Origin of the sequence: Victivallis lenta, from assembly GCF_009695545.1 — a bacterium.
GTDB lineage: Bacteria > Verrucomicrobiota > Lentisphaeria > Victivallales > Victivallaceae > Victivallis > Victivallis lenta.
Genome location: NZ_VUNS01000014.1, coordinates 78,993 through 100,327, shown reverse-complemented (window position 1 = coordinate 100,327; position 21,335 = coordinate 78,993). Strand labels below are relative to the sequence as shown.

At 61.6% G+C, this 21,335-nt stretch carries 18 protein-coding genes; 10 read left to right on the top strand and 8 right to left on the bottom strand.

The genetic code is table 11. The features are described from left to right. Positions 1–59: 59 nt before the first annotated feature. The 3 genes from FYJ85_RS13325 to FYJ85_RS13315 are packed head-to-tail and all read right to left on the bottom strand — an operon-like array spanning position 60 to position 4,711. Positions 60–2,780, bottom strand: coding sequence for a sugar-binding protein (locus FYJ85_RS13325; RefSeq protein WP_154419137.1), 2,721 nt, complete (start codon positions 2,778–2,780; stop codon positions 60–62). A gap of 36 nt (positions 2,781–2,816) precedes the next feature. Then, entirely contained in the window at positions 2,817–3,578 is a 762-nt protein-coding gene (locus FYJ85_RS24195; protein ID WP_106055632.1) for a prepilin-type N-terminal cleavage/methylation domain-containing protein, read from the bottom strand. Between the two features lie 53 nt (positions 3,579–3,631). Continuing rightward, positions 3,632–4,711, bottom strand: coding sequence for a LacI family DNA-binding transcriptional regulator (locus FYJ85_RS13315; protein ID WP_106055631.1), 1,080 nt, complete (start codon positions 4,709–4,711; stop codon positions 3,632–3,634). A gap of 258 nt (positions 4,712–4,969) precedes the next feature. Between FYJ85_RS13315 and FYJ85_RS13310 the strand changes: the two genes are divergently transcribed. The 6 genes from FYJ85_RS13310 to smpB all read left to right on the top strand — a co-directional run bounded on the left by FYJ85_RS13310 (position 4,970) and on the right by smpB (position 11,475). Beyond that, complete coding sequence (locus FYJ85_RS13310) at positions 4,970–6,679, top strand: glycoside hydrolase family 2 protein (RefSeq protein ID WP_177995393.1); 1,710 nt, start codon at positions 4,970–4,972, stop codon at positions 6,677–6,679. A gap of 209 nt (positions 6,680–6,888) precedes the next feature. After that, positions 6,889–7,959 carry a GntR family transcriptional regulator gene (locus FYJ85_RS13305; protein ID WP_106055629.1) on the top strand — a complete coding sequence of 357 codons (1,071 nt, stop codon included), beginning with the start codon at positions 6,889–6,891 and terminating at the stop codon, positions 7,957–7,959. A 202-nt stretch (positions 7,960–8,161) separates the two neighbouring features. Continuing rightward, a complete protein-coding gene (locus tag FYJ85_RS13300) occupies positions 8,162–8,923 on the top strand; it encodes a type II secretion system protein (protein ID WP_154419133.1) in 762 nt (253 codons plus the stop codon). A gap of 317 nt (positions 8,924–9,240) precedes the next feature. Further along, positions 9,241–9,837, top strand: a complete 597-nt coding sequence (locus FYJ85_RS13295; RefSeq protein WP_158704386.1) for a nucleotide exchange factor GrpE — start codon at positions 9,241–9,243, stop codon at positions 9,835–9,837. A 6-nt stretch (positions 9,838–9,843) separates the two neighbouring features. Continuing rightward, positions 9,844–10,998: a molecular chaperone DnaJ gene (dnaJ, locus tag FYJ85_RS13290; RefSeq protein ID WP_154419131.1), complete on the top strand. Its 1,155-nt coding sequence runs from the start codon at positions 9,844–9,846 to the stop codon at positions 10,996–10,998. 15 nt (positions 10,999–11,013) lie between these two features. After that, on the top strand, positions 11,014–11,475 hold the full coding sequence (gene smpB, locus FYJ85_RS13285; protein ID WP_106055625.1) for an SsrA-binding protein SmpB: 462 nt from the start codon (positions 11,014–11,016) through the stop codon (positions 11,473–11,475). Between the two features lie 255 nt (positions 11,476–11,730). Here smpB and FYJ85_RS13280 read toward each other — a convergent pair whose 3' ends face one another. Further along, a complete protein-coding gene (locus FYJ85_RS13280) occupies positions 11,731–12,033 on the bottom strand; it encodes a hypothetical protein (RefSeq protein ID WP_106055624.1) in 303 nt (100 codons plus the stop codon). A 21-nt stretch (positions 12,034–12,054) separates the two neighbouring features. Next, entirely contained in the window at positions 12,055–12,294 is a 240-nt protein-coding gene (locus FYJ85_RS13275; RefSeq protein WP_106055818.1) for a hypothetical protein, read from the bottom strand. Between the two features lie 263 nt (positions 12,295–12,557). Between FYJ85_RS13275 and FYJ85_RS13270 the strand changes: the two genes are divergently transcribed. Together FYJ85_RS13270 and FYJ85_RS13265 are read left to right on the top strand one after the other, a co-directional pair. Continuing rightward, on the top strand, positions 12,558–13,391 hold the full coding sequence (locus FYJ85_RS13270) for a glycosyltransferase family 2 protein (RefSeq protein WP_206213175.1): 834 nt from the start codon (positions 12,558–12,560) through the stop codon (positions 13,389–13,391). Then, the gene (locus tag FYJ85_RS13265) at positions 13,385–14,623 is read left to right on the top strand and encodes a glycosyltransferase family 4 protein (RefSeq protein WP_154419127.1); all 1,239 of its coding nucleotides are present in this window, start codon (positions 13,385–13,387) and stop codon (positions 14,621–14,623) included. The genes FYJ85_RS13270 and FYJ85_RS13265 overlap by 7 nt, the downstream gene beginning before the upstream one ends. Before the next feature lie 18 nt (positions 14,624–14,641). On the opposite strand, the gene FYJ85_RS13260 is transcribed toward FYJ85_RS13265, so the two are convergent. The 3 genes from FYJ85_RS13260 to nadB are packed head-to-tail and all read right to left on the bottom strand — an operon-like array spanning position 14,642 to position 18,911. Further along, on the bottom strand, positions 14,642–15,985 hold the full coding sequence (locus FYJ85_RS13260) for a glycoside hydrolase family 10-like protein (RefSeq protein ID WP_154419125.1): 1,344 nt from the start codon (positions 15,983–15,985) through the stop codon (positions 14,642–14,644). Positions 15,986–15,989: 4 nt separating this feature from the next. Continuing rightward, complete coding sequence (gene pcnB / locus FYJ85_RS13255; protein WP_154419123.1) at positions 15,990–17,249, bottom strand: polynucleotide adenylyltransferase PcnB; 1,260 nt, start codon at positions 17,247–17,249, stop codon at positions 15,990–15,992. Positions 17,250–17,258: 9 nt separating this feature from the next. Beyond that, positions 17,259–18,911 (bottom strand): L-aspartate oxidase, encoded by a 1,653-nt coding sequence (gene nadB / locus FYJ85_RS13250; protein WP_106055817.1) that lies wholly within the window; start codon positions 18,909–18,911, stop codon positions 17,259–17,261. A gap of 167 nt (positions 18,912–19,078) precedes the next feature. On the opposite strand from nadB, the gene lnt reads away from it, so the two are divergent. Next, a complete protein-coding gene (gene lnt / locus FYJ85_RS13245; RefSeq protein WP_154419121.1) occupies positions 19,079–20,836 on the top strand; it encodes an apolipoprotein N-acyltransferase in 1,758 nt (585 codons plus the stop codon). 1 nt (position 20,837) lies between these two features. Beyond that, the gene (locus FYJ85_RS13240) at positions 20,838–21,335 is read left to right on the top strand and encodes an HIT family protein (protein ID WP_154419119.1); all 498 of its coding nucleotides are present in this window, start codon (positions 20,838–20,840) and stop codon (positions 21,333–21,335) included.

Here is a 21,335-nt window from a genome sequence, read left to right as displayed (position 1 = left end):
TCACCGGGGAAAAACTCCGCCTTCGGCGGGGGCGGATGATCCGCCCCCTTCCCTCCCCGTCAATCGACGAGCGTGGCGCTGCCCCAGGCGGTGCGTTCGGCGCTGTTGCCGGCCTTGCCGCTCCACATGAACTGCCGGAGCCGCCGCGGACCGTCGTCGCCGTCATCCAGTCCGATGTCGAACCGGAATTTGCGGCCCGATTCCGGGGTAATCCCGAGCGCGTTCCACGGAATCGCGGCCTCCAGCGCATAGCCGTTCGCATTCGGCGTGACCACGACGCGGGCTCCGGCAGGCTGTTCCGGCCGGTTCACGATCCAGATGCCGCCCTCCGGCCGGCCGGCGGAAATCAGAACCTGCCGGTCCGAAAACAGGAGCGGTCCGCCCTTGCCGAGTTCCTCGGAGCCGACGAAGAGCTCGATGCAGTCGCTCTGCCAGAGATCCTTCCCCTTCCGGCTGTTCCGGGCCGGAGTCGAGTCGCGGACCTCCGCGAACAGATAGAGGTTTTCCCGATCCCAGCAGAGCCAGAAATCCGCGCCGACGCCGCCGTCGTCCGCACCCGAAACGAGGCAGGAGCCGTCGATGCGCTCCGACGGGCGGCCGGGCCACGGCTCCCGAACGCCGTCCACCTTGTGTCCGGATACCGCATGCGGAATCTGCACGCTCTTGGCGGCGCGCTCGCCGACCGCCCCCTCCGGCCTCCAGACGAACGGCTTGACCTTGCCGAACATCACATCATAGATGCGGTAATTGGTCTTCATCGCCTCGGCGAGAAACTCCTTGAACGGACGGTCGGCCACATTCACCAGCCCGATATTCATGCACTCGCCGTTGTAGTGCTGAAAGAAGCGCCCGGTCAGCGCCTGGTCGACATAGGAGAACCACTGGCTCCCGATCACATACGGCAGCGAAGCGGCCTCCTCGACGTAACTGCGGTACGCATTGCCGCGTTCGACCTGGTTGCGGACGTCGACGACGCCGCCGGCCAGCCCCTGCTCCGCAGTACCGAAGCTCCACTCCGACAACAGAAGCGGTTTCCCGGCCAGCCGGTGAATCCGGTCGAGCAAAGCAGGATCGATCGTGCGCGAGTAGTAGTTGTAGCTGAAGACGTCGCAGTATTTGCCGCAGGCCGCGACCGCGCTCTCCACATTCGCATTCGCGACGAGAAAACGGGCGCCGAGCAGCAGGTGGTTCGGGTCGTATTTGCGGAAGGTCTCGCCGACCAGCTTGAAATACGCGTCGAAGAAGTGGGCGGCATAAGCCTCCATATCCGCCCACGCCTCGCGGGTCCGGACCGGCAGCGGCAGATCGTTCAGCACGTCGAATCCGGCGGCATCCAGTCCCCATGCCGCATTGAACCTGTCGATGGAACCGTACTTTTTCTCCAGCATGCCGACCAGCTCGCGTTTTGCGGCGACCTTGCCGTCGAAGCCGGGCACCAGGCGGGCGACATCCGGATACGGCTGTTCGTTCGCGATAAAGTAGCCGATGACGGTCGGATCGTCCTTATCCGCGGCGAGCTTGCTGAAATTCCGGTCCATATCCTCGCGGATCGCCGGGTCGAACGGGTCGCAGAGATCGCCGATGAGCCCCTTCGGCTTGTAGAGCCCGGGGACGCGGCCGAATTTCTTTTTGCGATTCACTTCCGCCCGGCTGGTGAACGCGCCGTCGCTGTTGAAGCCCCATTTGTGCAGCCGGTCGATCTGTTCGGACTTCCACTCTTCAAGCTCGAACGGTTTTCCGGTCTTGCGGATGCGGTTGGCCAGATAGAACGAAAAATCAGTCGCCCAGTGACCGCGGAACGCGCTTTTATACTCGCTCTCGTATTTCGGGAGCCACGCATAAATCTGTTCGCGCCCCTTGATGTAGGTGTAGTCGTCGCAGGGCGTGATCGTGCAGACGCCGAGCTGGAAGAATACATCGCCCTCGGGAGTGACGAGCACATCGCGCCCGGCGGCTTTGCCGGTGCGGAAGAAACCGGTCGCCTCAAGCCCGAACTTTTCGCGGCTCCCGGGCATGCCGCCCCACGGCGAAAGCGCGGGCGGCGTCAGCGAGTCATAGTACGCTCTGTCGGCCGCGACGTCATCCTTCAATTCCTGCTCCGACCTGATCTTGCCGGGGAAATCGAGTTCCGCGGGCTGGCCGAACCGGTCGACGCGGACCTTGGCGACCTTCGGCTGCTCCGCGCCGAACTGAAACGAAAGCTTCTGTTCCCGGCGGTCCGCATAGACATCCTGCAGCAGACTGAGCTCGAAGATCTTCCACTTCCAGGCGCGGTTGTCCTGAAGCTGCCAGTACGCGCCGGGATCGATGCGGATTGAAATGCTGCAGTCGCTGTTGCCGTCGAACAGGCTGAACGCATTGGAGTTCAGCTGCGCCAGATGCGGTTTCTCCGGCAGCGTCTTCGGAAACGGCTTTTTCCCGCCGTTTTCCCCGAATGCGAAAAAGCCGGTTCCGGCGAAGGTGATCGGGATGCGCATCTCCCAGCGGAATTTCCCGGCCGACTTCGTGGCCATGGTTCCGGTCACCGCGTCCCCCTCCCGGGCCAGGACGAGCACGGGGGTTCCCTCCGCCAGATAGGTGATCTCGGCCCGGCCGTCACCGGAGAGCTTCACCTCGGGCGATACGCTTTTGCCGTCCGGCGGCGTAAACTTCGGGTACAGGAAGGTCAGCTTCCCCATTGCGCCGCCGTCGATCTCGATCCCCTCGGGGGCCAGCTTCACCGACGCGGACGCCGCCGTGCAGAGCAAACAGGCGGCCAACAGCCAGAGTCCGTATTTCATAAACCGGGTTCCTTTCTTTTTTTATCCCCGTTGTCTTCAGTTGCTGAATATGACCCGCCAGTACGGACCGGCGGCGTTGTCTCCCTCGCAGACGCGAAGGTCGTTGAGCCCCTTGGATTCGACCCGGCCGTCGACATAGAGGACGTTCCTCCGGTCGTTATGGACGAAGCGGTTCAGCTGCAGGATCGAACCGGACGCATCGTAATTCGTCGAATAGACATTGAACGTTCCATCGGTCACAAAGACGATTTTGCCGACCGTCGGGCGCGGATTTTTCCACATCGAATTGATCTGGTCCTGAAGATTCCGGAGCTTGACCGTGTAGTTCGGCAGCCCGGTCGAAGAGCTTGCGGCACCGAACTGGCTGGTGTTGAGCGCGGAACCGCAGGCGGCTCCGGCCCCTGCCCGGCCGCGCGGAATCGCTCCCCATGCAGGGTTCCAGCCCCCGACCGCCTGTCCGGCGGCGTTCGCGACCTCGCAGTTCGGCTGCTGCCTGATCATGGCCGGGCAGTTGAACACCGCGTAATTTTTCGTGTACGCTTCGAGCTTCTGGAACCAGCGCCCTTCGGTAGTCGGAGCCGCATTGTAGTCGGTGACGCCGCCGTTCGGGAAGTAGTCGTCGCTGTCCCCCTGATACATGGCGGCGGCCTGCCCGATCGACTTGAAGTTCCCGAAACACTTCGCGCCCTGCGCCCGGTCCCGCGCCTGGTTCAACGCCGGCAGCAGCATGGCGGCAAGAATCGCAATGATCGCGATCACAACCAGCAGCTCAATGAGAGTGAACGATTTTCGTTTCATCTGGCGGTTCCTTTTTTTTACGATTGAAGCTCTCGTCTGGAAGGGAAATAACGCTATGTCGTACTTCTCTCGATCAATTTCGGTTCGATGGTAAGCTGAATCTGCCGGCCGGGATCGTTCATCTTTTCGAGAACGTAGTCGACTGCCAGACGACCGAACTCTTCAAGCGGCTGGTGCACGGAAGTCAGCGGCACGCACAGATAGTCCGCATTCACATCGTCGTCAAAGCCGATCACGGCGAGCTCTTCGGGGATCCGGATTCCATATTCGCGCGCGGCCTTGAGCAGTCCCATGGCGATATCGTCGTTGCCGCAAACCATGCAGCGCGGAATCTGTTTTCGCTCATGCAGATACTGCAGGATGACCCGGCCGTCCTCATGGCTGTAGCGGCCGACCCGGGGGACCTCGGGAATGCCGCTGCCGCTGCCGTTCAGCACCAGTTCCGGAGAGAAGCGGCAGCCGCTGCCGGCCAGAAACCGCTCCAGCGCGCGCACGCGCTCAAGATGGTGGCTCTGCGGATTCGGCGTCAACTCCCCGGCGAACCCGACCGATTCGTACCCTTTGCGGCGAATCAGTTCGGCAATCTGCCGCATGCCGGATTCGTTGTCGACCCCGATCGACGGAATCACCGGCTCGCCGGGCGCGGCGGGCTCCCCGTTGATGACGACATACGGGTAATTCCGCCGGGCGAACTCCTCGAACATGCCGCGCATGCGCTCCCGTTCCGGGTTCGAGCAGAGCGGGAAGCTGACCATGATCAGCGCATCCACCCGCTTGATGTTCAGGAAGTAGCTGTAATCGACGCCGTTCAGCAGAAGCACCTGGTAGCCGTTCAGCGACGCCGCCTGCCCGATCCCGTTCAGCAGCCGGAACGTGTAGCTCGACAAATAGGCGATGTTGTGATCCTTCGGCAGCGAAGTCGCGAATCCGATGGTCCGCGTACTTTCGCCGCGCAAAAGCTTGGCGCCGTAGCTCGGCCGGTAATCGAGCTTCTCGGCGGCGGCCAGCACCTTGTCGCGGGTCTCCTCCGAAACCCGGATGTTCGCGGCCGAACCGGGATTCAGGATCTTCGAAACCGTCCCGATCGAAACGCCGGCCAGCTGCGCCACACTCCTGATTCCGCATTTGACCATATCTGAAATCTCCCAATCGATGAAAACGTTTTATCAAAACGATATTAATTATGTCCGATTTTTCTCCGAATGTCAAGTGATAAAACGTTTTTTCTTCTGCTTTTTTCGACCTTCTTCTTTCCGGCGGTGAAAATCAGCCGCGAAAGGAGAGCGGAAAATCACCGGGAGACCTTGACTTTCCGCAGGGACAACACTATCTTTCAAAAGCACACATCCGGCAGACACGGCAACGCCGTTCATAAAGTGGGAGAAGATGCCATGAGAAGTTATCCGTCTTATCCGGAACGCCACACCCTCTGCCTCGACGGAGCCTGGGAGTTCGCCTGGCTCGGGGACGAGGTCGATGTGAACACGGTCGTTCCCTCCATGGAGGTGTACGACGAAATCGCCGCCGTCCCCGGCTGCTTCGACACCGCGGGCGAACGGATCGGCCGCCGCGGAGTCGGGCTCTACCGCCGGACGTTCCATTTTCCGGCCGGGCAGAGCCGGCTGACCTTCGGCGGAGTCGGACTCTATGCGCGGTTCTGGTTCGACGGGCGCGAGATCGGCCGCAGCCAAATTCCGTATGCCGTCACCGAATTCGAGTTTCCGGTCGAAGAAGGCGTCCATGAGGTTGTGGTCGCGGTCGACAACCGGTTCGATGAGGAGAATGTGCCGCTCTTCAAGCCGTATGCCGATTTCTACGGCTTCGGCGGCATCTACCGCAGCGTGGTCATGCAGCAGCTGCCGAAACTCGCGATCGACCGGCTCCGCGTGGTGACCAGGGAGTTCGAAACCGGCCTTATCCGCGTCGAGCTGACGCTGCGCGGCTTGTCTCCGAAGGTGCTGAAATTCAGTTACGGCTTCGACGGCGAGGAGATGACTCCGGCCGAAGCGCGCGTGGTGGACAACCAGATCGCGTTTGAAATCGAAGTCCCGGGCTTCCGGCTCTGGAGCCCGGAGCATCCGGATCTGCACCTCATCGCGGTCCGGATCAAGGACGACTTCATCGTCGAGCGGTTCGGAATCCGCACTGTCGAGGCGAAGGGGCGGACTATTCTGCTGAACGGCGAACCGCTCCGGCTCCTCGGCGTCAACCGCCACGAATCCCACCCCGAATTCGGGCCGGTGCAGCCGACCCAGCTCATGGTCGACGATCTCAAATACGCCAGAGAGCTCAAAGCCAACTTCATCCGCGGCGCGCACTACCAGCAGAATCCGGAGTTCCTCGAACTCTGCGACCAGATGGGGTTCCTGGTCTGGGAGGAGAGCTTCGGCTGGGGGCAGCCGGAAACCGATGCGGAAAATCCGGAGACCGTCGAACTCTTCTGCCGCGCCTCGGCAATCATGGCGAAATCGAGCCTGAACAATCCATCGGTCATCATTTACGGCTTTCTCAACGAGAGCTGTTCGGATACGCAGGCCGGAAAAGAGATGTACCGCAGAATCATCCAGGCGATCCGCGCCGAAGACGACTCCCGGCTCATCACCTACGCCTCGAACCGGTTCGAACGCGACCTCTGCTTCGACCTGGCCGACCTTATCTCGATCAATCCGTACCCGGGCTGGATCAGCGACTGCGACGACTGGACGCGGAACAACCTCGAAGCCGTCGAACCGGCGATCCGCCGCTGGGCCGAACACTTCAGCGCCGGACCGGCCGCCGACAAACCGCTGCTGATCAGCGAAATCGGCGCCTGCGGCATCTACGGAATCCGCAGCCGGGAACGCGCCCAGTGGAGCGAGGAGTACCAGTCGGACTATTTCGAAGCCGCCGTCGACGCGGTCCTCGCCAATCCGCGCTACTGCGGCGTCACGCTCTGGCAGATGATCGACTGCAAAAGCTTCGTCAACTCCGGACAGATCCGCTGCAAGCCGCGCGGCTTCAACTGCGCCGGGCTGCTGGACGAATACCGGCGGCCCAAACTCGCTTTCGACACCGTCAAGCGTCTGTTCCGGTATTATTCGGAACCGGACACGAACGCCTGAAGCGGCCATTTCGGAGTTGACGGACATAACGGACAACCGGTTGCGTCTGTCAACTCCGTTCCGCCGCGGCCTCCTGAAAAAATATCGCTTTTTCTTTCGCCGGCTCTTGACATTCCGCCTGTTTTGAATCATAATATCATCAGGTGATAACCAGTGATAGCCTCCGAAAGCCGGAGTGCATCGCGATAAGCGGAGATAAGGGAGACGAAATGGTCCATCAATCCTCGGCACTTTACATGCGGATTCGCCATTATGTATTCGACCTGCTTGCAGGGACGGGCAATTCGGTGGTGAAGCTGCCCTCCAACCGCGAGATTGCCCGCAAATTCGGCGTGAGCCAGCCGACGGTGGTCAAAGCGCTGCAGGAGCTTGTCCGGGAAGGGTACCTGACCATCCGTCCCGGCGTCGGGGCGTTCAGCAATCCGGACCGCTTCACGCACGACAGCAAACTCTGGGGGATCGTCCTCGGCGACGGTCGCTGGTCGCAATTCTCGCGCGAGACGCTTCACGTCATCAACAGCGTGGGGATGGCGCTGCTCGAGCACGATCACCGGAACCTCCTGAAGCTCATCACGATGGGCGAAACGATGGATGACGAACGCGGCTGGCCGGAGCTTTCGATGCTCTCCGGCATCTGCTGGTGGATTCCGACCGATCCGCTGCTGCCCTCGATGGCCCGGATCGCCCGGACCATTCCGGTGGTGCTGCTCGGGGACCGGAAGCCCGGCTTCGACTGCTTCTTCCGCGACTTTGAAAACGAAAACTGCGAAATCGCCCGCCGCATGATCGCCGACGGCTGCCGGAGACTGGTGCTGGTCCTGCCGGAAATGGAGCAGGCTGCGGCAATCCGCGGCGTGGAGAAGGCCTGCCGGGAGGCCGGCTGCGAATTTCCGCCCGGCTGCGTCCTGCAGGCCGACACGGCATCGCAGCGGGACCTCGAACGGATGGTCGACCTGCACTGCTGCCCGGACGGCATTATTTTCAACCGGAAGCCGAACGACTTCATTCCGATCATTCTCAGCCGCCCGGAGCTGGCCCGCTGCAGGATTTACTGCGATTCGGGCTGGATCGACAAACAATGGCCGTTCCACGGCTACTCCGGCGAAATCGGCTTCGACACGGTGGCTCCGATGATCGCGGCGCTCCTGCACAACGGCCTCTCCCTGACCGAGCCGAAGCAGCGCCCGATCCCCGTAAAGCTCGAACCGCTTGTCCCGCAGGAGATACGCATCGGCGAAGAACGGCAGGAGCTGAATGCGGCGAAAGCATCGCCATGCTGATCGGAGCAAAAAAAACGGGACGTATATTGTATCATATGTGATGAAAGAGACAATCATTTTTAAGATAAAACGAGATTCAACAACGCAACGGCAGGAGGATGCAGGAAAACAGGAAAAAGCGCGGAAGGATCAATATTTCTTATTGCAAGCTCATTGAGCTTAACATATGATACATTATGTGACAACGAAGGAGACTGGAATCATGCGGAAAAAACAATTCACCCTGATCGAACTTCTGGTGGTCATCGCGATCATCGCCATCCTCGCCTCCATGCTGCTGCCGGCTTTGCAGCAGGCCCGGGAACGCGGGAAAACGGCAAGTTGCACGAATAACCTGAAACAGATCGGACTCGGCTACGCGCAATACGCCAACGATAACAACGACCAGCTGATTCCGCAGTTCGGCGCTCCGAGCTACAGCACTCCCCTCTGGACGGACGCCCTGCTCGGGTTGACGAACAATCCCGGAAAATACGACAAGATCCAGGGCGGCTACATCACGACGTCCCTGCTGCGCTGCCCCTCCATGGCCGGGGATTACCGCGACAACACCGGCTGGTGGGAGTGGAATCCGCATTACGGCGTGAATGAAAAGATGACCTACTGCTCGCAAGCGAACTACGATCTGAACCGGACCGGAAAAATCACCGGTCTGAGGTCGCCTTCCCGCAAAATCTTCATCGTCGACGTCTGGGCGATGACCGGCTCCGGCAATGAAATCGACGAATCCCTGGGCATGTGGCGCTGGAGCCCCGACACCACCGGCAACAAGAACTACGGCATTCCGGACGCCCGTCACGCCTCCGCGCTCAACATTCTGCACCTCGACTGGCATGTCTCCTCCCAGCGACTCCACAACCGGTATGCGCCGTATTCGGAGCCGCCGTTCATGTGGAGCCGGAACGACTGCATCGCAAAGCTGAATTACTCCGACGGCTGGGCCTTCGGCGCCGTCGACAATTGATCCGCATTCCATGCAGAAAAGCTGCATTGCCTAAAACTCACTTCCGTCCCCGCCGCGGCTGCAGCCGCGGCGTTTTTTGTCACCAGGGGGCAAATTCCCGACGCGCGGCAGGCGAAGCAGCGAAACCGCTCAATCCGCCCGCCCCGGCGCCCGTAACCGGACCGGAAACGGGTCAAATCAGCCGGCCGGAAATTCCTGCCGGCCTTTTTTGCGGTTATTTGCGTCAAATTCAAGAAAATGTTAATCGACCCTATTGATTTCCCGCCGAATTCTTTTATATTATCCTATTCAGGCAAATGACAGGAGTTTTTAAAGATATGACCCACAAACATCACAACGACAAGAAGCAGGATAACGACTGGGAGGAAGCCCCCGCCGACATTCCGGCCGAAGAAGCAGCCGCGGAAACCGGCGCGCCCGATGCGGAATGCCCGGCAGAAGCCGGCGAACTCGAAAAGCTTCGCGGCGAACTGGCCGAGGCGCAGGAGAAACTGATCTATCTGCAGGCCGATTACCAGAATTACCGCAAACGCACGTCGAAGGATATCGCCGACGCCCGGATCTACGGCGCGGCCAATGCGCTTGAGCCGTTCATCACCGTCTACGATTATCTGACCATGGCGCGCCAGGCGGCGGACAAATCCGACAAGATCGAACAGATCCGCCAGGGGCTGTCCATGATTCTCGACCAGTACATGAAGGCGTTCGAAGAGTCCGGTGTGAGCCGTGTCGAAACGGTCGGCAAGCCGTTCGACCCCTCCGTTCACGAAGCGGTCGCCCGCGAAGCGTCCGACGAATTCCCCGAGGGAATCATCGTCAAGGAGTGGACCGGCGGTTACCGGTTCGGCGAGCGGCTGCTCCGGCCGGCCAAAGTGGTCGTCTCCAGCGGCCCTGCGGATGCAAAGGAGGCATAAGGAATTATGGCTCAGGATTTTTATCAGACTTTGGGCGTGGAGAGAAACGCCACGACGGACGATCTGAAGAAAGCGTACCGCAAACTGGCCATCAAATATCATCCGGACAAGAATCCGGGCGATAAAGCGGCCGAAGAGAAGTTCAAAGAGGTTTCGCTCGCCTATGAGACGCTGAGCGACCCCGAAAAACGCCGCCAGTACGATCAGTTCGGGCATGACGCCTATACGAACAGCCAGCGCGGCGGCGCGGACCCGAACTTCAATGCGCAGGATATTTTCAGCCAGTTCTTCGGCGGCGGCGGTGGCGGCGGCGGTTTCTCGTTTGAAGACCTTTTCGGCGGCGGCGGCGGCAGCCGGCGGCGCGACCCGAACGGACCGGTGCGCGGCAACGACCTGCGTTACGATCTGGAAATTGATTTTGAAGACGCGGTATACGGCTGCGAGAAGCGGATCACGATTCCGCGCCTGACCGAATGCCCGGACTGCTCCGGCAGCGGCTGCGAACCCGGTACGGGCAGGAAGAGCTGCACGCAGTGCGGAGGCAGCGGAAGGATCAACGTCTCCCAGGGGTTCTTCAACATTCAGCAGCCGTGTCCGAAATGCGACGGAACCGGCCAGGTCATCGAGAAGCCGTGCCGCACCTGTCACGGCCAGGGCCGTGTCCGCAAGGAGAAATCGTTTTCGCTGCGGATTCAGCCCGGTGTCGATACCGGTTCCCAGATGCGTGTCGCCGGCAAGGGCGAAGACGGGCTGCGCGGCGGGCCGGCCGGAGACCTTTATGTTGTCATCCACGTCCGTCCGAGCGCCGTGTTCGAACGGACCGAGAACGATCTGAAGTGCGAAGTGCCGATTCCGTTCTCCGCCGCAGTCGCCGGCGGAACGGTCGAGGTGCCGAGCCTGACCGGAAAAACCAAGATGCGCGTTCCGGCCGGAACCCAGTCCGGCACGATCCTGCGGCTGAAAGGCAAGGGAGTGCCGTCGCTTCGCGGCGGCGCGCGCGGCGACCTGCATGTGCGTGTCCGTGTCGAAAGCCCGGTCGGGCTCACGCCCGAACAGCTTGAGCTGCTCGAAAAATTCAACGCCTCCCTGACGCCGGCGAATCTGCCGAAACGCAAGGCGTTCGAAGAGCGCGCCAGAAACTTCCTGCGGGAAGTCAAGTAGGAAGAAGGTGCTTTCATGCCGAGACGGAATCCGGAAGAACCGGTCCTCGCGACCAATAAAAAAGCCTTTCATGATTATAATATCATCGAACGGTTTGAAGCCGGCATACAACTGGTCGGCACGGAGGTAAAAAGCTGCCGTGCGAAATCGATCACGATGATCGATTCGTACGTCACCATCCGGAACGGCCAGGCGTGGCTGGAGAACCTGCACATCGCCCCGTACGGCTTCGGCAACCGTTTCAACCACGAAGCCAAGCAGAAACGGCGGCTGCTGCTGCATAAGAATGAGATCCTGAAACTCGCGCAATGGGTAGGGACCAGGGGCGGAACCATCATTCCGCTCAAGGTCTACCTGAAACAGGGACTGGTCAAGATCGAAATCGCGTTCTGCCAGGGCAAAAGCCACGGCGATAAACGCGATACGCTCCGCAAACGCCAGGACGACCTCGAAATGCGCCGCGCCTTCAAGCGCTGATTCCGCCCCCCTGCCCCTTTCCCGGGCAGCCGGCCGATGCCGGCGCATTGCGGGCAGTACCCGCGATGCAGGGGGGGATACGGCCCTTTCTCCCTTCGATCCGAGTACGGCAAACCGCACGAAAAACGCGCTGGAGAGACAAAAAAATCGGGCCGCCCCGAATCGAATCGCGACGGCCGGATCTATTGTGTTTCGTGATCAAAAACAGTAGAAATCGCGTCCGGTACGGAACCGACCCCGATTTCTACGGTCTTCTCATAGCCGCCAGCAGCAGGCGAAGGCGTACGGATTCATCCGCCCGGAATGAAACGGGCCGGAACCGTGTCTCCATTTCGTTTTCCGCGGCTGCGGCTTCGGCGGAACAACCGGATCGCACCAGACGGTGATCGTCCTGTCCAGCCGGAAATGCGGCACAACCAGAAAACGGGTCGTGGAAAGTTCACCCGGAAAGCTCCAGAAAACCTCTCTCTTCCCGTGAACAAGCGCAGAAAGGGAGATCGACAGCTCCGGAGCCAGAGCACCGTCCCTCATCCACTGAAAGTTCACAGAAAACAGCATGGCGGAAATTCCCGGTCGAGATTACTTCGCGTTTTCGTTCTTCTGGAGCACGCCGGCTTCGACCAGCTTGTCGATCAGCTGCTGCATCGAGCTGAAGGTGCTCAGGAAGCCCTGCGGCGGCATGATCACGCGCTGAATCACTTCGGTATCGGGCGTTCCGCCCTCTTTCGGCTGAAGCGTGACGAAGTCGAAGCGCACCATGCCGCCGGTGAAGTGAATCTGGCCGATCCCGTCGACGAAAATCTCTTTCTTACAGTCCATGCACATATCCTTTCATGCAATGTTCCACGTCTCCGTTCCATCCGCACCGTGCGGAACGGTTCCGGTACGTGTTCTCACTAACTTAATCCTTTCCGCCGCAGAATCAAACCCGGGAAGGGGTATTTTACCGTTTTTTTTCATATTTCATGCGGATTACGCAGATTCCGGCCTGCAATCGACGCACCGGCATTGAAAAATACGGAGGGAGGATGTATATTCCCCGAAGGAACAGACAGGCAGCACGGAAAACGACAGAGCCGCAAATGATCAGCATCGTGATTCCTTCCCGCAACAACGAAAAACGAATCGGCCGCACGCTGGCCGGAATCTTCGCGCAGAACCGGCGCGACTTCGAAGTGCTTTCCTGCGACGACAACTCTGCCGACCGGACGCCGGCCATCCTCGACTACTACCCGGAAATCCGCCGCTTCCGGATGCCGGAAGGCGAACACCTGCCGGGTGAAATCCTGAACCGTGTCCTGCCGGAGTGCCGCGGCGATATCGTCGTCGTCAACCACGCCGATGCGTGTCCGCTCGACGCGGACTACCTGAACGAACTGCTGAAGCCGCTCGGGGCCCCCGGGACCGCGGCGGCTTTCGCCCAGCAGGAGAGCCGCCCGGATGCGCCGTTCGAGGTCTGGTGCGACACCATGCGCCGTTTCTCATCCGGAACGCCGGAGTTTTCCTTCGCCGGAGCCGCCGTCCGCCGGGAGCTTTTCGACCGGATTCCGGTCGGCGCCTCCCTGCCGCTCGCCGTGGCGCCGGAGTGGGCCCGCCGCGCCGAAGAAGCCGGAGCGCGAATCGTCTATGCGCCCGCCGCGCGAATCGAATACTCCCGGCCGGTCAACTGGAGCAACCTGTGGGACTGGAACCGTCTTCTCGGCCGCTGCCGGGCCATCGCACTGGGCGAACTGTTTCCGTTCCGGAGCTTTCTGCGCCGTTTTCTCCGCGACACGCTCGCGGACCTGCGTGCGGTCCGCGACGGCCGCTGCTACTCCGCCCTGCCCGGCATCGTGCCGTGGCGGTTCGTGCAACATTACGCTTATTACCGCGGCAATCGCGCTGCCGCCGGAAATGAAGGAAAAACATCATGCTGAAAACCGCTCAAATTCTAAGACGGTTCGCCTTCGATGAATGGGGCGGCACCGAAAACTCCCTCTGGAACAGCGTATTCGGGCTGCGAAGCCACAATATCGATTCGCAGATTCTCAGCACCACGGCGATGGCGCCGGTCGAGTTCGAAGAGCGCGGCGGCATCGAGATCCGGCGCTTCCCCTACTATTACCCGTACTGGCCGCTCTCGGAAGAGGACAAGCACCGGCTGGACCGCCGCGGCGGCAACCCGGTATCCCTTCCGCTCTACCGTTATCTGCAAAGCACGGATTTCGACCTGCTGCACGTGCACAGCTCGGGCCGGATCGCCGGAATGGTCCGCGCCGCCGCGAAGCAGAGAAAAATTCCGTACATCGTAAGTTTCCACCGCGGCTACCTGCAGACGCCGGAGAAGGAGCGCCGGGAAATGGAACGCCCGCTGCGTCACACCTTCTCCTGCGGCAGATTCATCGAGCTGGTCTACGGCTGGCGCCGGAATTTCATTTCCGACGCCGACGGCATCGTCTGCGTCGGCGAGGGAGAGGCTGACTTCCTCCGGGAAAGATGGCCGAACAAACGGATTCTGCGGCTGCCGAACGGCGTCGATTACGAACGTTTCGCAACTCCGGTCAAAACCAACGTCCGCAAGGCGTTCGACATTCCGCCCTACCGGACGCTGCTGCTCTGCGTCTCGCGCATCGACGATCAGAAGAATCAGAAGCTGCTCGTCCGGTTCGTTTCGACCCTGACCGAAGAGGGAGAAAACGTCCATGCCCTGCTGATCGGCCCCCCGAGCACCGACTACTATTTAAAGGAGCTGACCGAGCTTGCGAAGGAGCTGCAGGTCGACGACCGCGTCACCATCGTGCCGGGGCTGGGAGCGGACGACGAACGTCTTATCGCGGCTTACCAGGATTCGGACGTTTTCATCATGCCCTCGCGCGACGAAACCTTCGGCATTGTCGTGCTCGAAGCGTGGAGCGCGGGGCTTCCCGTGCTGGCCTCGGCGGTCGGCGGCCTCAAACAGCTCGTGCGCGACGGTGAAAACGGGCTGCTTTTCGAGCCGGACAATCTCGGCAGCCTTCTGAACGCCTACCGGACCTTGTCGCGCTACGGACTCAAGGACAAGCTCGCGGCGAACGCCCGCCGCGAAGCCGAAACTCGTTACAGCTACAACACCATGAGCAGCCGTCTCGCCGAGTTCTACCGCGAAAGCATCGAGGAACGGAACGCCTGACCGCCGCCGGACGAAACGTCAGCGGCGGACATTGCCGCAAGGCGGACACGGCACGGGAGTTTTCCAGTATTCGCGCAGAACCTTGCCGACGGCATCCCGCATGACCGGATTCGAGGGCGAGAACACATTGCGATAAGAGAACAGGATCGAGCCGTCCACCTCGCGCAGCTTCGTGTTGTAGCGGAGCTGATCGGCCAGCTCGCCGCGGTGCCAGCGGCTGTCGGCCCCGAGCCGGTAGGCGCCGTGGCCGATGTAGAGATTCACCGGAGTCCCGCGGACGACATCGGCCCACCAGTCGGCCAGCGCCGCATAGGCGGCGACATCCATCGTGAACGGCCAGTAGAGCTGCGGCGCGATATAATCGACCCACCCTTTCTTCACCCAGCCGCGGGTATCGGCGTACTGCGAGAAAAACGACTGATTCCCTCCGGTCAGCGAGCCGGACGACATGCTCTTTTTATTCGCCCAGATGCCGAACGGGCTCACGCCGAAGGCGACCTTGCGCCCGCTGCGGCGGTTGTAATCCGTCAGCTCCCGCTTTACGCCGCTGATGATGGCGTCGACATTCGCCCGCCGCCAGTCCTCGAGAGACAGCCGCCGCGGATTGTACTGCCGGAAGGTGCTGTGATCCGAATTGCCGACACCGCCGTACAAATAGAAGTAGTCGTCGAAATGGATCGCGTCGACCGGATAGTTTTCGACGATCTCGCGCACCGTCGCCAGGATATGGCGCACGACCCGCGGTTCGCCGGGATTCAGAAGCAGCGAGTATGTGCCGTCCTTGCGCTTCACCTCGAGCACGAGATGCGGATTTTTCCGTGCGAAATTGTTCGCGGCCAGCGTACGCAGGTAGGCGGCCTTGCGCAGCCTGGTCGATGAAACGACCCGGTACGGATTCAGCCAGGCATGGAATTCGAGGTTGCGCCGGTGCGCCTCCTTCACCATGAAGTCGAGCGGATCGAAGCCGAGCGTTTTTCCCTCAGCCCCGGTCATCCAGCGCGACCACGGATTCAGCTTCGACGGGTAAAACGCATCGTTCATCGGACGCACCTGAAAGATGATCGTATTGAAGTTCGACTTCTTCAGATTGTCCACCACCGCAAGGTAGTCGCGCCGGAACGACGCGGCGTCGGCATGTTTCGGAAAGTCGAGGTTCTCGACCGTCGCGACCCAGGCGCCGCGCATCTCGCGCGCCTTCGGCCGGTAGGTGTCGGGAATCATGACCTTCGCATTCGAAAACCGGCCGCCGTAAGCGACCGGCTTTCCGGTTCCGGGAACTTTGAGCACGCTTTCCCCGGCTTCCAGCATGCAGCAGGCCGCCAGCAGCGGCAGCAGCCGGAGAATCTTCGAGCTCCGTCCCATCCCTCTATGCCTCCTGCGATTTCTCTTTCTCTTTCCGCGGGCCGCGGCGACGGCGGCGGCGCGGGGATCTTTCGGAATCTTCGCGCTTCGCCGCGGAAATGCGGCGGCGCGGAACCGCCGCCGGCCACAGCTTCTCGGCCTCGGCCGTATCCTCCTCCGCAACCGACAGCCGGAGCAGCATCAGCTCCCGGGCATGCGGATAGGACTTCGCCTCGATCAGACGCGGTTTCGCCTTTTCGTCCCGGAAAAGCGACTGCAGAATCAGCACGCGTTCGGCCGACATGGTCATGCGGTTCATCATCGTCTGCGGCTTGAACAGCCGATCGAGCACACCGCGGATCGCGGCCGTCGAATCCGGTCCCGGATTCCAGAGGTCGCCCGGCTTGCCGCCGCACTCAAGCTCGACGAACGGCAGCGCAAGCGCCGCCATGGCGAGCGAGACGCTGTTGCGGTAAAGCCCCTCCCTGACCCGGCAATTGCGTTCGTTCAGGAGATTCAGCGCATAATCCCCGTGCGGCGTATCCCACGCCGCGTTCAGTTCCGGCAGGAAATACGGCAGCAGCCCGTAGTCGTGGAACGCCTGGAAATGCTTGTCGCCATAGGCGCTCGACAGAATTTTCTCAAGCTCGAGCGCCAGGCGCGACGGCGCCGCCACCCGGATCAGCTCAAGTTCGGAGAAGAGCGCGTTCTCGGTCGCCGCATCCATCGTGAAGTCGTACTGGCCGATCAGCTTCAGCGCCCGCAGCATGCGGACGGGGTCCTCCTCGAACCGCAGCTTCGGGTCGCCGATCGCCCGGACGACCCGGTTGCGGATGTCGTCGATCCCCTGCCCCGTATAGTCGAGCAGCTCGGAATTGACCGGATCGTAGAAGAGCGCGTTGACCGTGAAGTCCCGCCGCCAGGCGTCCTCCTCCGCCGTGCCAAAGGAGTTGTCCGAAAGAATCAGATTCTCCGGCAACTCCTTCTTCGAATTCGCCGCCGTGCGCGTCGGCGCCCGGCGGAACGTGCTGACCTCGAACAGCTCCCCGCTGTATTCGACGTGAACCAGCCGGAAACGCTTGCCGATAATCCGGGCGATGCGGCGCCCGAATACGGCGCGGACCTCCTCCGGCGTGGCGGAGGTTGAAATATCGAAGTCCTTGGGCTTGCGCCCGAGCAGCAGATCGCGGATCGCCCCGCCGACGATATAAGCTTCGTATCCGGCGTTCTGGAGTTCGGAAATCAGATCGACGACATGGGGCGCGACCGGTAAATCATGTTTCATGGCAAAAAATCACAGCTTCCGTTGAATGACCGTATCGACGCACTCGAGCTCGGGGTCCCGGTACGGATAATCGGCGTTGTAGTGTAGTCCGCGGCTCTCGTGCCGCAGGAGCGAACAATCGATGATGAGCTCCGCCACCGTCGCGATATTGCGCAGTTCGACAAGGTCGGCGGTGACGAGAAAATCCCAGTAATACTTTTCGATCTCCTTGCGGATCATCTTGATCCGGTTCTTCGCGCGTTCAAGGCGCTTGTTCGTGCGGTAAATTCCGACATAGTCCCACATAAAGCGGCGGATCTCGTCCCAGTTGTGGGTGATGACGACCTGCTCGTCGGAGTCCGTCGCATTGCCGGTGGTCCAGTTCAGCGCCGCTTCGGCCGGAGGACGCCCGGCGTTGAACAGCGGGTATTTCCGCTCGATCTCCTTTGCGGCGAACTTCGGCACGACCAGCGCCTCCAGCAGGCTGTTGCTCGCAAGGCGGTTCGCCCCGTGCAGCCCTGTGCAGCCGGATTCGCCGACGGCGAACAGCCCCTGGATACTCGATTCGCCGTTCACGTCGGTCTTGATCCCGCCGCAGACGAAGTGGGCGGCCGGCACCACCGGAATCAGGTCCTTCGCCATATTGATGCCGGCCTCGAGACACTTAGCAAAGATGTTCGGGAAACGGCGGCGCAGCGTCTCCTCGTCGTGATGGCGGATATCCAGGTATACGCACTCTTCGCCGGTACGCTTCATTTCGGAGTCGATCGCGCGCGCCACGACGTCGCGCGGCGCAAGACTCTTCATCGGGTGATATTTCTGCATGAATTCGACCGGCTCAGAGTCGCGCGTCTCGCGGCACTTCAGAACCGCGCCCTCCCCGCGCAGCGCCTCGCTGATCAGGAACGAACGGATGGTCGGATGGTAGAGGATGGTCGGATGGAACTGGATGAATTCCATATTTGCGATCTTCGCGCCCGCCCGGTAGGCCATGGCGACGCCGGAGCCGCAGGCGACATCCGGATTGCTCGTGTACAGATAGACCTTCCCGGCGCCGCCGCAGGCGATCGTCGTCGTGGCCGAAAGCATGGTCACGATGGTGCCGTTCTTCACATCAAGCACATACGCGCCGAAACAGCGGTTCGGACCGCCGAGGTTCAGCCGGTGGCTGACCACGAGGTCCACGGCGACATGGTATTCGAAAATCCGGATGTTCGGCTTCGAACGGACCGCTTCGATCATCACGCGCTCAAGCTCGGCGCCGGTGATGTCCCCGGCGTGCAGAATCCGGCGCTTGTGGTGGCCGCCCTCCCTGCCGAGGTCATACTCGTTCGAATCCTCGGTATAACCGAGGTCGCCGCGGGTCGTGAACTTCGCGCCGAGGTCGATGAGTTCGCGGATCGCTTCGGGGCCGGCCTCGACGATGGCGCGGACCGCACCGGCGTCGCAGAGCCCGGCGCCGGCCTCAAGCGTATCCTTCACATGCTCCTCGAACGAGTCGAGGCTGTCGACCACGCAGGCGACGCCGCCCTGGGCAAGACGGCTGTTGCACTCGAAGATTTCACGCTTGGTCACGACCGCGACGCTGCGGCCGGATTCGGCCAGATGCAGCGCGCTCGACAATCCGGCCAGACCGCTGCCGATCACAAGATGGTCGAATTCCTGAATTTCACCGATTTTCATTTTGCGCATACTCTATCGCTTGGCTCCGGCACAATCGTGCGAAAAAGAGAAGAGCCGCTCCGGCCCCTCTCTTTCACCGCAATTCTTCCAAAACCGTTTTGAATTTATCTGTAAAGCGATGTAAATTACACCGAAAGCAGCTTTCTGTCAATGGGATTCGTTCTGAAATGTTGAATTTACGCTCGTTTTTTTCCGGCAAACCGGTTCCGGCGGCTGAAAAAGAGCCGAATGAAGCCGGTCTTGTTTCGTTCCGCCGCCGCCTCGCGGAGCTCGCCCTCTGCTTCGCGGGCGGCGGCTGTTTCGCGGCTGCGCTGCCGCCTTTGAACTTCAGCGTCCTCGCGCTGGTCGCGCTGACGCCGGTCATCGCCGTCGCGGCCCGTTCGCGCTGGAGGTTCGCGGCGCTGGCCGGTTACGCGTGGGGCGTCGGCTGGTCGCTCTTCGCCTTCCGTTTCCTGCGCGAAATCGACCCGGTGATCCCGTTCCTGATGCCGTGGGTCATCTCGCTCTGGCCGGCCTGCTGGGCGGCGTGCCTGCCGTTCCTCTGGCGGAACACGCTCTTTCCGCTCGCGGTCGAACTCGACGGGTACGAGGCGCGGAAACGGTTTCTCACCGGACCGGCCGCATTCGGGCGGCTCGTCCTCTTCGCCTTCGGCGCGGCGGCGCTCTACACGCTCTTCGAGTGGACCCGGTCACGCCTCTTCCCGTGGAACGACCTGTCGGTCACCATGTGGCGGAATATTCCGCTTCTTCAGATCGCTTCGGTCACCGGACACTACGGAATCATGTTCGTCCCGGCCTTCTTCGGCGCTGCGCTGGCCGGGGCGGCGCTGACCCGCTTCCGGCTCGCCGGAGTCAAGCTGCTGCTGCTCGCGGCGGCGCTCTTCGCTCTGCTGCACGCGGCCGGACTGCTGCTTTACACGCACCATGCGAAGACGGGGGAGCCGAACTGGTTCCCGGTCCTGCTGCAGGGCGACATCTCCCAGCGGCGGAACGCGACGCCGGCCGAGGCGGATGAAGCGCTCGATATCTATGCCGCGCTCGCACGCGAAGCCCTGCAAGGGGAAGTCCGGCCCGATATCGTGATCTGGCCGGAGTCGGCGGTTCCGGTTCCGTTCCGCGCCGCCCACCCGATCTCGGCAAAATTCCGCCGGACCGTCCAGTCGCTCGGGCTCTCCTACCGGGTACCGATGCTGGTCGGAGCGATCGATTTCCGCGACCCGCTTCCGCGCGACGGCAGCACGCCGCAGGTCACCAACAGCGCGCTGCATTTCGACCGGTCGGGCCGGCTCGTCCACAAATACGATAAAATCCACCGCGTGCCGTTCGGGGAGTATATTCCGTTCCGCGAGCTGCTGCCCGGCTTCATCATCGACCGAATCGACATGAACCGCGACCTGGCGCCCGGCACGAATTTCAACCCGGTCCCGCTCGGGGAAAACGTCCGCGCCGGAGTCGCCATCTGCTACGAGGGCATCTTCAGCTACCTGACCCGGGCGTTCGCGCTCCGCGGCGCAAACGTGCTCGTGGTCCTCTCGAACGACGCCTGGTACCCGACCAGCAGCGAACCCGAGCAGCACCTCGCCAACGCGGTCACCCGCGCGGTCGAGACCGGGCTGACCATGGTCCGCTGCGGCAACAACGGCGGTTCCCTCGTCGTCCTGCCTACGGGGGAGATCACCCAGGTTCTCGAAGTGCCGGGAGCCGAAAAGCGGCTCGAACTGCGCCGCGGGCGCGGTATCCTGCCCGTCCGCATCCATGTGCCGGAGCAGCCGGAGAAAACCGTCTTCGTCCGGTTCGGCGAATGGTTCGTCCTGCTGCTCGGCATCGGCTGCGCCGCGTGGATGCTGTTTGCCGTCGAACAGTTCGTCCGGCGCAAACGGCATCTCCGCAGCCTGACGGTCAATCAGCCAACCAAGGAACAATGATATGGAAGAAACACCCCGTCCGCTCTGGGCGCCCTGGCGCGTCGAATTCATCCGCGGGGAAAGGGAGAAACGCTGTTTTCTCTGTGACAGCGACGCCCCGTCCGGCAAGCCCGGGGACATGCTGGTCATCCGGCGCGGCAGAACCGCTTTCGTGATGCTGAACCGCTACCCGTACAATGCGGGACACCTGCTGGTGTCGCCGTACCGTCACCTCGCGGACCTGCCGCTGCTGTCGGAAGAGGAGCGCGCCGAGATTTTCGAACTCTGCATCCAATCCGAGCTCACGCTGCGCAAGGTCGTGAGTCCGGACGCCTTCAACGTCGGCTTCAACCTCGGTTCGGCAGCCGGCGCGGGAGTGCCGGACCACCTGCACATGCATATCGTGCCGCGCTGGAACGGCGATAATAATTTCATGCCGGTGCTGGCGGACATCCGCTGCGTGCCGGAAGCGCTCGAGGCAACCGCCGCGCTCCTGCGCTCGAACTGGACCGAGGCGTAA